The 11,666-nt window shown below is 44.9% G+C and carries 9 protein-coding genes; 7 read left to right on the top strand and 2 right to left on the bottom strand.

The annotated features are described in order from the left end of the window. The 7 genes from CAG68_RS09140 to tssG all read left to right on the top strand — a co-directional run bounded on the left by CAG68_RS09140 (position 1) and on the right by tssG (position 8,805). Entirely contained in the window at positions 1–2,001 is a 2,001-nt protein-coding gene (locus CAG68_RS09140; RefSeq protein ID WP_161441029.1) for a protein kinase domain-containing protein, read from the top strand. Further along, positions 1,988–3,562, top strand: coding sequence for a type VI secretion system protein TssA (gene tssA, locus CAG68_RS09135; RefSeq protein WP_115386561.1), 1,575 nt, complete (start codon positions 1,988–1,990; stop codon positions 3,560–3,562). The genes CAG68_RS09140 and tssA overlap by 14 nt, the downstream gene beginning before the upstream one ends. Before the next feature lie 26 nt (positions 3,563–3,588). Then, positions 3,589–4,095 carry a type VI secretion system contractile sheath small subunit gene (tssB, locus tag CAG68_RS09130; RefSeq protein ID WP_005373381.1) on the top strand — a complete coding sequence of 169 codons (507 nt, stop codon included), beginning with the start codon at positions 3,589–3,591 and terminating at the stop codon, positions 4,093–4,095. 8 nt (positions 4,096–4,103) lie between these two features. Further along, positions 4,104–5,579, top strand: a complete 1,476-nt coding sequence (tssC, locus tag CAG68_RS09125; protein ID WP_005373378.1) for a type VI secretion system contractile sheath large subunit — start codon at positions 4,104–4,106, stop codon at positions 5,577–5,579. A 61-nt stretch (positions 5,580–5,640) separates the two neighbouring features. Then, a complete protein-coding gene (gene tssE / locus CAG68_RS09120; protein WP_020195813.1) occupies positions 5,641–6,051 on the top strand; it encodes a type VI secretion system baseplate subunit TssE in 411 nt (136 codons plus the stop codon). Between the two features lie 10 nt (positions 6,052–6,061). Then, a complete protein-coding gene (gene tssF / locus CAG68_RS09115; RefSeq protein ID WP_054730212.1) occupies positions 6,062–7,810 on the top strand; it encodes a type VI secretion system baseplate subunit TssF in 1,749 nt (582 codons plus the stop codon). Next, the gene (tssG, locus tag CAG68_RS09110; protein ID WP_005373373.1) at positions 7,807–8,805 is read left to right on the top strand and encodes a type VI secretion system baseplate subunit TssG; all 999 of its coding nucleotides are present in this window, start codon (positions 7,807–7,809) and stop codon (positions 8,803–8,805) included. Before tssF ends, tssG begins: the two co-directional genes overlap by 4 nt. Positions 8,806–8,859: 54 nt before the next feature. On the opposite strand, the gene CAG68_RS09105 is transcribed toward tssG, so the two are convergent. Together CAG68_RS09105 and tssM are read right to left on the bottom strand one after the other, a co-directional pair. Next, entirely contained in the window at positions 8,860–9,312 is a 453-nt protein-coding gene (locus CAG68_RS09105; protein WP_005373369.1) for an Lrp/AsnC family transcriptional regulator, read from the bottom strand. A 31-nt stretch (positions 9,313–9,343) separates the two neighbouring features. Next, a partial coding sequence (tssM, locus tag CAG68_RS09100) for a type VI secretion system membrane subunit TssM (protein ID WP_161441028.1) occupies positions 9,344–11,666 on the bottom strand: 2,323 nt, incomplete at its 5' end.

The raw sequence follows: 11,666 nt of genomic DNA, 5'->3' as shown, positions 1-11,666 counted from the left end.
GTGTCTAATAATCAGAGTACAGCCAAAGGATATATCGATCAGTTGGTTGTTAAAGCTATTGAGAAAAAGAAACTGAATGAGCAAAGGCTAGCAGAAAAAAATAAGCCGAAGCTTGAGTACGTGCTTTTTTCACAGTTTGATGTATTAGACAAGCTTCCTTCTAAAAATGGTAAGACAACGGTTTACCATCTTGCAAAAAAAGGGCAGCCAGAGAAGCAAATCTGTTGCAAAGTTATCAATGATGACTCGCCAGAATTTGCGAGCAAAATGTTGATTAACGAAGCGAGCAGGCTGGAGCTTTCTCAACACCCTAGCGTGGCTAACTTTGTAAAAATCGGCAACGAATTCGAACGCCCATATTTGATGTACGAGTGGATCCAAGGTGAATCACTGGCAGAAAAAATGGAGCGTCATTCTTCTAAAGGCTTCCGCCACGACCACATCGCTTGGTTGGTGTATCAACTCGCTGGCGCTCTAGAGTTTATGCATACAAGAGGTATCTGCCATCTTGATATTAAACCATCTAACGTATTAGTGAGTGAAGGCGATTACGTTAAGCTCATTGATTTCGGCGCTGCTCGTTACATTGGAGAGACAGAACCTTACGCAGAAGCAAGCTTGAGCTACGCTTCCCCTCTTTATATAGAAACTGGCATCGCGGAACCGCAAGATGATGTTTACTCTCTCGCTTTGCTCGCTGGACACCTATTTTTAGGATCAATATTTGGTGATGCTTGGAATAAGCAGTTAAAAGATCGAAAGCGTCCGGCTTTGATCCCGGCTCATATTTGGAAATTGCTGAAAGAAGTCATCAACAAACCAAGAGGGCATGGCTATACCGCTATTTCTTTTGCTCAACAGTTAGCGCGAATCGATACGCAATCAATTAGCTCAAATTCTAACGCACCAATTTTCAGTAGCTTGCGTAACGCGGACTTGCTGCTTACACACTGTAAGCCAAATGATAAAACGGCGTATGGTCGCTTTAAAATATTAGAGGCGAGCTTAGTGTTGAGTGTGCTGGCAACAGCAGGAAGTTATTTGTATCAACAGAATAAAGATCAATTGGATGCCATTTTTTCCCGAGGTGTCACTACTGTAACTCACGTTATTACGCCCTCTGAAACGGCTTCTTTTTTGGCTCAGCCTCCATGGAAAATCAAAGAAGAATTGTCTCAAGCTACTCAGAGTATTGATATGACAGTAGCTTATCGAACAGCATATCAAGCTCAGCAGTTAAGCCTCTCGAATTTATATGAAGAAAAACAGGCTCAGTTAACGTCGTATCAATCGTTAGCGGATGGCTTACCAATGGCATTAGTCGAATTACGTAAGGAGCTTGTCACCTTGCGAGAAACCCTTGTTCGTGACGGTGCCCTGTTTCCATATGCGGATGAGGCGTTGACTAAAGTGATGTCTGGATTAAATGTCGCGTCTACCGATTCCATGAAAGTATCTGCCATAGCTGGCAGTCGAGATAAGCAGATTGCTCGCTTAATTTTAGATGGTGAAGCTAAGCTCGCAGAAAATGAAATGAAAGAGGCATGGTTATTAAACCAGTCACAAGCCTATTTCTACAACCAAATCTTACCAAAGGCTGTGATGGAAAATATTAATGACTCCATCGATAAACATGCAGAGGCGCACTTTTACACCAAAGCAATTGAAGAAGCTGAATTAGCCAAAGCCTACTTCGGTAATACGCCAGAACTAGACAAAAAAATAAAGGATTTAATCGTCGCAAGAAGCGAATTTATTTTGTTTAGCACCGTGATGGAGCAATCCGTTTACGACAAACAAAAGCTACATGAATCCCTTGCCGATTTAGAACGGAATGCACCAAGCAAATTTACAGAAATCACGAAAATTCTAGATAGCATGGCGTCGGATGCGATAGAGCAGAGCCATCGGTTATCTAAGCCAGCAAATGGCGCAATTGCGGTAGCGCGTGCGTTGAGAGATTACTTGACTGAAGGAGACGTGAATTTTGTCCAACATTGATATCGATCGTCTGCTTAATCCTATTTCTGATGAATCTCCAGTGGGAAACGATGCCCGTTACGAGTTTTGCTACGAGATGATGGAATCTGAAGTAAAGAAATTCGGTTCCTTGTTTGGCGAAACAGTAGATTGGAGCGTGGTAAAAACGCACGCGACTGAAGTTCTAGAGCACCACAGTAAAGACTTAAAAGCCATTTGTTACCTCGTTCGCGCGCTAACAGAAGAGTTTGGTCTGCAAGGCTTTGAACAAGGTCTAAAGCTGCTTAGTGAGGCGTTAAGTCGCTTTGGCGTTGAATTGTATCCTTCGCGAAAGCGGGGTCGAGATGGCGCGGTTGAATGGTTGAACCATCAGTTTAAACTGGTCAGTAGCAAGTTAGCGGAAAGCGCTCAGTCATGGGATTTGGTATCAAACTGCATTTCGACTATTGAAGAAGTGCAGCGCCAGTACGACGAGGTTTACCAAGACTCAGAAGCGGATTTCTTTGAGATTCGCACTCAACTCAATGTCTTATCTCAACAAGCGGTGGCTGATGAGCAGAGCGATGATGCAGTCGTTAACGTCGAACAAGCGGCGCCTGCACCAGCTACGCAGCCTGCTGCCGCAGAAACGCCAGCGCAGAGTGAAGTGCAAACCGCACCGGTGAAGGCGGTTCCGCCGGCCCCTAAACCTGCGCCAGTTAAGAAAGCGGTAGCAAAAGAAGTCGATGTCGATACGGACTTCTCTTCGCCTACGGCTTCTAAGCGCACCTTGAAGAAGGTGGCGGAAGTCATGCTTCATGCGAACCCAAGTGATCCGCTGGCTTACCGGATTTATCGTCATCTGACTTGGGATGACATTGATGGTCTACCCGACCACCAAAACAATCAAACGCCTTTGAGCTTGGCAGTGTCGTCCGATCAACAAGCGGAATACCGAGATAAAGCTGACCAAGAAAGCGACATCGACACGATTAAGCGTTTGGAGCGCACATTAACGGATGCGCCGTTTTGGCTGACGGGCCATTACTTCGTGTATTCGATGCTTAATAACTTGGGCTTTGATGATGCAGCGCTTGCTGTGAAACAAGAAGTGACGCGTTTTGTTGACTCACTAGAGGGCATAGAGCACCTCTCATTTAAGAATTCTATACCATTTGCAGATGAAGCGACCTTGAGCTGGTTATCGACTCAAGATACTACTTCTTCGACTTCTCAACCCGTTGTTCAAACGGTTGTGATTTCGCAGGAAGACTCGCTGCCAATGGAGGATATCACTCTAGAAAATCTAGGGGAATGTGCCGCAGAGCTTGCCCACAAACTTGAGCTGGATAGCTCGGGACGTGGGCAGTTCATGCTGTATTTACAATTGATAGCAGCTTACCAGTCTGTTGGATTATACCCGTTGTGTTTGCCGTATCTTGAGAAGGGGTGGGAAGTACAAAAAGCGTTTAATCTCGCGAACTGGGAACCCCACTTATCGTCACAGTTAGAAGACCTAATTCGAAAAACACTCCATCGGTTATTTGGAAGCAAGGATCTTCTACCTGAGAAGTATGAAGAGTGGAAAGCAATTTACGACTAATTAAAGAGTTAGATAAGGAACGAATTATGTCACGTGACGGCTCGGTGGCTCCTAAAGAGCGAATTAATATCCGTTATGTTCCAGCAACTGGCGATACGCAAGAAGACGTAGAGCTGCCGCTAAGCATGATGGTAGTTGGCGACTTTACTGCGCGTGCAGATGAGACACCAATTGAAGAACGTACTCCAATTAACATCGACAAAGACAACTTTAACGAAGTGCTAGAGGGCATGTCTCCAAACGTTAAAGTCAACGTTGAAAACCGTCTTTCTGATGAAGAAGGCGGCCAGATTGGTGTTGATCTGACGTTCCAAAACATGAAGGACTTCTCTCCTGAAGCGATCGCGAAAAGTGTACCTGAACTAAACAGCCTACTTGAGCTTCGCGAAGCCTTGGTTGCACTGAAAGGTCCTCTAGGAAATGTTCCTGCGTTCCGTAAGAAGATCGCATCGGTTCTTCAAGATGAAGAGGCGAGAAAGAAACTGTTGGATGAACTAAGCATTGGCAACGACCAAGACGCGAAAGAAGAGTAAGGGATATCATGTCTGCAGAAGCACAAGCGCCAGAACAAGAAGCAGCCTTAGTTGAATCAGGCTCACTTCTGGATAGCATTCTTAACGAAACACGTTTAAAGCCAAGTGATGAAGGTTTTGACGTTGCAAAACGCGGCGTCGAAGCATTCATCAGTGAGCTACTAAGCAGTTCGAACACAGAGAAAGTCGACCAATCTCTGGTTGATCTGATGATCTCTGAAATCGACCAAAAATTGTCTAAGCAAGTTGATGCAATTCTTCACAACGAAGAAGTTCAAGCGATTGAATCAACGTGGCGTGGCCTTAAGTACCTGGTTGATCACACTGACTTCCGCGAGAACATTCAAATCGAACTGATCTCTGCGAAGAAAGACGAAGTTCTTGATGACTTCGAAGACGCTCCAGAGGTGGTGAAGTCTGGCCTGTACAAGCAAATCTACACACGTGAATACGGCCAGTTCGGTGGTAAACCTGTTGGCGCAGTCATTTGTGATTACGCTATGTCTGCCTCGTCGCCTGACATCAAACTGATGGAATATATGGCGAACGTAGGTGCAATGTCTCACGCACCATTCATAACGTCGGCATCGGCTAAATTCTTTGGCCTAGACAGCTACGAAGAGCTGCCAAACCTAAAAGATCTGAAGTCTGTATTCGAAGGCCCACAGTACGCGAAATGGCGTGGTCTGCGTGAGCACGAAGATGCACGTTACCTAGGTCTATGTACATCTCGCTTTATGCTACGTACGCCTTACTCTGTTGAAGATAACCCAATTAAGGCGTTTGACTACGATGAGCAAGTGACAGACAGCCATGATAACTACCTATGGGGTAACTCAGCGTACGCGATGGCGTCTAAGATCAGTGAATCATTTGCTAAGTACCGTTGGTGTCCGAACATTATTGGCCCTCAAAGCGGTGGTACTGTACAAGATCTACCGGTTTACAACTTTGAAGCTATGGGTCAAATCGAGACTAAGATCCCAACCGAGATCCTGGTTTCTGACCGTCGTGAGTACGAGCTAGCGGAAGAAGGCTTCATTGCGCTAACCATGCGTAAAGGTTCTGACAACGCGGCGTTCTTCTCTGCAAACTCTGTTCAAAAGCCGAAAGTGTTTGCGAATACGCCGGAAGGCAAACAAGCAGAGATGAACTACAAGCTAGGTACTCAGCTTCCTTACATGTTCATTATCAACCGTTTAGCGCACTACATCAAAGTGCTACAGCGTGAGCAAATTGGTTCTTGGAAAGAGCGTTCTGACCTAGAAATCGAATTGAACAAGTGGATTCGTCAATACGTTTCTGACCAAGAGAACCCGCCAGCGGAAGTTCGTGGTCGCCGTCCGCTTCGTGCTGCGAAGGTTGAAGTATCAGACGTAGAAGGCGATCCAGGTTGGTACAAAGTATCGATGTCTGTACGTCCTCACTTCAAGTACATGGGCGCAAGCTTCGACTTGTCTCTAGTTGGTAAGCTAGACCAATAACCCATTACTGAAACCATCAAGCAGCCAGTGAAGACTGGCTGCTTTTTTCGTAGGACCGAACATGGAAAAAGGTTATCGTCTTCTAGAACGGATTGAATTGGGTGAGCCGAAAAACTGCTACGAGAAAGTGGTGTCTCACAAGCACCTGATTGAGTCTATTCATTCGCACCTTGCCGACTTATTGAACACACATTCTGGCAACGCCATGATTGATGATGAGTACGGCCTGCCTGATTTCAACGATGTGCTTTCCAATAACACAAACCTCGTTCGTCACATTCAAAAAAACATCACATCAACCATAGAACGCTTTGAGCCCCGACTGCTTAATGTCGAGGTTCATTACCGTGAAGACCACCATAACCCATTACAACTCGGCTTTGGTATTCGCGGCGAAGTTTCCCATAACGGCGGTAAAGTCCCAATGTCGATCGATGTCTACATGGGAACCGACGGCCAATTTAACGTTTAGTAGGTGCCACTTGAGTAACAGTAAATACTTTCAAGATGAACTCACGTATTTGCGCGAGTCGGGTAGTGAGTTTGCCAAATATCACCCGAAGTTAACTCACTTTCTGTCGGAAGGAACCTTCGACCCAGACGTCGAGCGACTGCTTGAAGGTTTTGCTTTTCTGACCGGACGTATCCGCGAAAAGATTGACGACGAACTGCCGGAGCTGACGCAATCTCTGATGACTCTGCTGTGGCCGCATTACATGCGTTCAATTCCGTCTTTGTGCATCAGTGAGCTGAAGCCACATACGGGAAGTGTTACTGAGAAAACCGTGGTGAAACGTGGCGCGGAGATGGCGAGTGAACAAGTTGAAGGAACGCAGTGTTTGTTCCGCACTTGTTACGATGTGAATTTGTACCCAATTACGATCACTAATATCGAACAAACCAACAGCCGCAACAGTTCAGCGATTGATGTGACATTATCGACGGAGCATGGTCTTGAGCTGTCTCGTATCGGTTTAGATACGTTGCGCTTGCACTTGCATGGTGAGATTCATATTACTCGCACTGTATTCTTATGGTTGTTCCGCTACTTAGATTACGTCGAGCTAGATGTTGGTGGTGGCTACAAACACCGCCTAGGGCCAGAATACGTTAAGCCAGTGGGGCATGAAGAAGACGAAGCGCTGCTGCCTTACAGTAAAAACTCCTTCGCAGGTTACCGCTTGCTGCAAGAATTCTTCTCTTTGCCAGATAAGTTCATGTTCTTCGACATCAAGGGTTTAGAGTGGTTAAAAGGCATTCCCCAACGCAGTACGGTCAAAATCAAATTCCACTTTAAGCGTGCTTTGCCTTCAGAAGTGGTGCTTAAAGATAAACACTTAAGGTTGCACTGCACACCTGCCGTCAACTTGTTTGAAAAAGACGGCGATCCAATCCGTTTAGAGCATCGACGAAACGAGTACAAGGTGCGTCCACAAAGTAACACTCAAGAGCATTACGAGGTTTATTCCATTGAGCAAGTGGAGAGTTGGAGTAAGGACGAACGCCGTCGTAAACCGTTGATTGAATTTGAGTCGTTTGAGCACCAAATCAACCAGCGTGATAAACGAGAGTTCTACAAATCCAAAGTAGGTGAGCGAGTAAGCGGAAGAGGGTTAGAGCGCTATATCTCATTCCATACTCACAATGGCGACATTGCGGATCTTGGGACTGAAACCGTATTGATGAAACTGCAATGCAGCAACGCCGATTTGGCTGAGCGCCTTTCAGTGGGCGACATTACCTACGCGACCCACAAGTCACCAACGTATGCGACGTTTAAAAACATCACCAAGCCAACACAATCGGTAAGCCCTCAGGTGAATGGCGAGCTTCAATGGCAGCTGATTGCCAACATGTCGCTCAACTACTTGTCTTTAGCAAATATCGATGTGTTGAAAGTGTTGCTCTCGACTTACGACTTCCATTCTCGTGTTGATAGACAAGCCCACCGCGCGTCGATTCATCGACTTGATGGCATTATTTCTTCAGAGATGAAGCCAATTGACCGCGTGTTCCGTGGCGTTTCCGTACGTGGTAACCAATTCAAGTTGGTGACTAACTCTAAGTTCTTCGTGAATGAAGGCGATATGTTCCTTATGGCAACGGTACTGAACGAATTCATCCGTCTGTATTCGAGTGTGAACTCTTTTACTGAGCTGGAAGTGTTTGATGAAGCCACTGGCGAAGTGTACAACTGGGCAAGCCTGATCGGACAGCAGACGATTCTATGATTAATACACTTTCTGATAAGTCGAATGAGTTTAGCTTCTACCAAGCGGTGTTGCTGTTAGAGAAACACTACCAGCTGGAGCCAAACTCAAACTTTGTTGCCGTGGGCGAGAACAAATACTTTCACCAAGAGCGAATTGAGTTCAGCGTGTCGCCAAACCTGTGCTTTCCAAAGAGTGATATGGACTTTATTACTCATATGGAAAGAAACGGACAGCAATATTCACGTATTGAGACGAACTTTCTTGGCTTGCATGGTTCAAGCTCGCCCCTGCCTGCGTCTTACACTGAGAAACTCGTCGGTCGTGATCCCGATGATAACCCAGTGAAGGATTTCTTCGACTTTTTCCACAACCGCTATACAAGCTTACTGTATCGTGTTTGGAAGAAATACCGATATCACGTGCAGTACAAAAGCGGGGCAAGCGATGCGTTTTCTGGGCGCATACTGCATTTGGCTGGTCTCTCTAGTGTTATGCAAGATTGTGAAGTCGCGGAGTTAGATCGAGCGAAAGTTCTGTCTTACGTGAACCAGTTATCTACGCGTACACGTTCACCTAAGCTTATTTCCGGTATTGTTTCGCACTACTTTTCACTGCCGAATGTGCGAATCGAAGAATGGGTTTATAGACGTGTAGAAATCGCTGAAAGCCAGCGTAACAAACTCAATCGTTCCAATTGTGTATTGGGGCAAAGCTTACACTTGGGACAAAGCATTGCGGATTTGAACGGCAAGTTTAACTTGTGTATCGACAACATTGATTTTGAAACGTTTAAGCAGTTTTCCTACGATGGTGAGTTACATAAGACGCTGGTGGGCTTGATGCGCTTTATTCTGCGTGACCCAATGTCGTGGGACCTAAAGTTGACAGTTAACCTAGACAGTATTCCAGAAAACAAACTGGGTAATGGAGAAGGGAATCAACTAGGTCAAACGTTCTGGCTAGGCAACCCAGGGGATAAAGACGCCAAAATTCGACTTATCGGAAGCATATAAGAAAGCCGCTCAACGAGCGGCCCTTTATGTTTTCCTCAAAGAGGTCAGAAAAGCTTAACGACTGATCGGCTGGTGCAGTACAACGGTAGTATCAAGCCTTTGAATGCCGTTAAATGATTCAATTTCATTACAAAGATGATGAATAGACTGCAGGTCGGGCGCTTCAATTAGGGCAATAATATCAAAGTTGCCACCAACAACGCTCGTTAAGCGAACCTCAGGGATTTCTTTAAGTGCATTCGTTACATCATTCTTCTTACCCTTTTCACAAGAGATCAGTAGATAACTAGCGGCTTTTCGCCCTTCATTTTCTACACGAATCTGTGCGGTATAGCCTTTGATAATACCGGTCTTTTCTAAACGATTAATTCTTTCTGCTACTGCTGTTCGAGACAAACCAATGTTTCGGGATAGATTCGCAATCGACTCTCGCCCATTCGACAATAGACTTGAAAGTATTTTTCGATCTAATTTATCTAAACCTTGTAAAGTCATGTTTGAAATCATGTGTTCTGCCTATTTTGTTTTTATATTGTTATTAAATCGACTCTGGGAGCGTAAAGTTATACAGCTCAGCAAGAGTGAATGGGTTTTTCTGTGTCAACGGAGTGATGCGTAAGCTCAAGTCCCTCCCTGACACTTTTATGTCACTGACAAAGCTGCCGTTATGAGTGTTTGTCAAGGTCGAGTCACCTAGCAATCTGTATATCGCCCATTGACCACTCTTATTTAAAACGTGCTGTCTGCCTTCATCGGTTACATCCTGGAGTGTGATACTAATATTGAAGTCACCATTTTGCGGTGGCCATGCCATTTCACGAATGCGGCTTGGACCGTGGTAGTAACTTATATTGGTATCTGCAATTTTTAAGCTCGCTCTAATCGCACTAGAATCAAGATCGAGTACTCTTGCACTAAACGGAATATGAACGCGGTTAGTGCTTTTATTAATTAATGTGTCTCGAATAACGTTATAGTTACGCAGTTGCACTAACAGAGCCGGAGAGATTGGCATCGTCTCGCCATCCACCTGTTTTGGCGTCCATAAATTGGTATCGTAGAACGGTGCAAAATTTTTCTGAATAAATGTGTCTAACAAACCACCGGAAGCAAACAGTAATTCAAAATCTTCAATTGAGATTTCCTCGGTCGCTGTTAGATCAAATGGGTATCGTCCTAGCCCTATCTCTTTAAACTTGGTGTAAATCTCGCTGTACCATTGGGTTTGAATGCCTTTAGCGGACTCTTTAATCATGACTGACCAGCTTTGTTGAACCACATCTAACAACCAGCTACGAACGGGTTCCGGTGATTTTTGGGCAATCTGTTTAAGTTTGATTAATGGGTCAGCTTCACTGCTGTTCATTCGATGCTGAGCTGCCGCTAGCGCCGCCATTTGCGGGTCAGGTGCATCAGCGATGTCTTTCATATATGTGCGAACACGGCTTAACGCAGCTACGGTCTCATCCCAAGGAGTAGGGGAGTTTGGTGTTTCACTGACCTGAAGTTGGTTTAATAAGTGAAAAGCTTGTTCAACACGTTTCATCAACAAGTAATCAGGCTTAACTACTTCCTCTACTGCGTCTGATGCGGAGTCTGCCGCTGCCACGAGTTTCGGGTCTAGCTTTGAAATCAGAGCATTTTTTTCACCAACGGGTGAAAATTGTGTGTTGGCATAGACCTGTTTCAGTACGGTTGTCATTGGTGAAGAAGGGCCCGAGATTAAGTCTATCGCGTTCGTTAGATCGCCGACATTGTCATAGTTCTGGACTTTTAGTTCACTCAGCGCATTGCGCCAATTACTGATGTAGTCGTCAGTATATTTTTTACGTACTTCCTCTTTGAAGGCTTCTTGTTCTTCACTAGTAGGAATAACGTGTTGTGACAGACCTAAAACCCAGTTGTCACTGATGACTTGTTGTGACATTAGGTCCACGCGTGGTCGATAAAAAGTACTAAAACCAGTGAAGGTATAGATCTTATCTACGATCAAGCGTTCACTATCGATTGGTGTGTTGAATACATTGCTAAACTCAAAACCCACAGCTCGTTGCAGATCTAGGGTTCCTAAATCAATCGAATTTGCTTCGTTTAAAATGCCTGCATAAACGAGATCAACATTCGAATTTGCTAGCAATGAGCGACGTGTTGCGCGAACAAGATCCATATTGATATCAATTGGATCAAACTGTGTGCGAAAGTAAGCGTCCAAATAGCGCATCGCCTGATTGACGACGTCACTTTGGTTGCTCAAATCGTTCATCATTTGGAGAGTTTGATGACGCAAAAAACGGATATCACGCTTTGTTGGATCGTTTAGCATTAGATACCCCTTCAATAGAGGTAAAGCGCGTGTAAAAGTGTTTTGATTTTGTGTCAGTTGTAGACGGTAACCTTTCTCAATGAGAGGTATCAACTGTTGAGCAACGTCCTTAAGTAATGCTTCGTAAGCGATGCGAGTGCTTTGATCCAAACGGCTAATGTTGAGTGGTAATATCTCTTCATCCAAAGCCTTAGAACCTTTAAGCCACGCCCCATAAGAAGGCTCTATTGCTTTCGTCGCCTTCGCTAAAAGCTCATTGAATCTTGCATCTTGCTCCACTTGCGATTTGTCATCGATACTCAAGAGTTGATTCATCACATGTAAGTTACTGTCTAATGTCGTGAAAAAGAAGTAACTGCCCCCAGTAAGCAGGATAATAGAGCCGAGTATTGCCAAACGGCTTTGTCTCTGAATTAGACGAAGATACGTCTTGTTTTCGCCCGCAAAGTCGCTTTCCGGCAATATTTGTGAATCAATCAGAAAGCGAGAGAAATAAGGCGTTTCTGTTAACTGTGTATGCTCTGACGCGATAATAGGT

This window comes from Vibrio sp. V42_P2S4T144 (assembly GCF_009904715.1).
Taxonomy (GTDB): Bacteria; Pseudomonadota; Gammaproteobacteria; order Enterobacterales; family Vibrionaceae; genus Vibrio; species Vibrio alginolyticus.
Note: the sequence above shows the minus strand (reverse complement) of the source record. Positions and strands in the feature narration are given on the sequence as shown.

Bases quoted from the DNA above. Each gene is read 5' to 3' on its own strand.
- tssB (WP_005373381.1), top strand. From the start codon at position 3,589: ATGTCACGTGACGGCTCGGTGGCTCCTAAAGAGCGAATTAATATCCGT.
- tssG (WP_005373373.1), top strand. From the start codon at position 7,807: ATGATTAATACACTTTCTGATAAGTCGAATGAGTTTAGCTTCTACCAA.
- tssC (WP_005373378.1), top strand. From the start codon at position 4,104: ATGTCTGCAGAAGCACAAGCGCCAGAACAAGAAGCAGCCTTAGTTGAA.
- tssE (WP_020195813.1), top strand. From the start codon at position 5,641: ATGGAAAAAGGTTATCGTCTTCTAGAACGGATTGAATTGGGTGAGCCG.
- CAG68_RS09105 (WP_005373369.1), bottom strand. From the start codon at position 9,312: ATGATTTCAAACATGACTTTACAAGGTTTAGATAAATTAGATCGAAAA.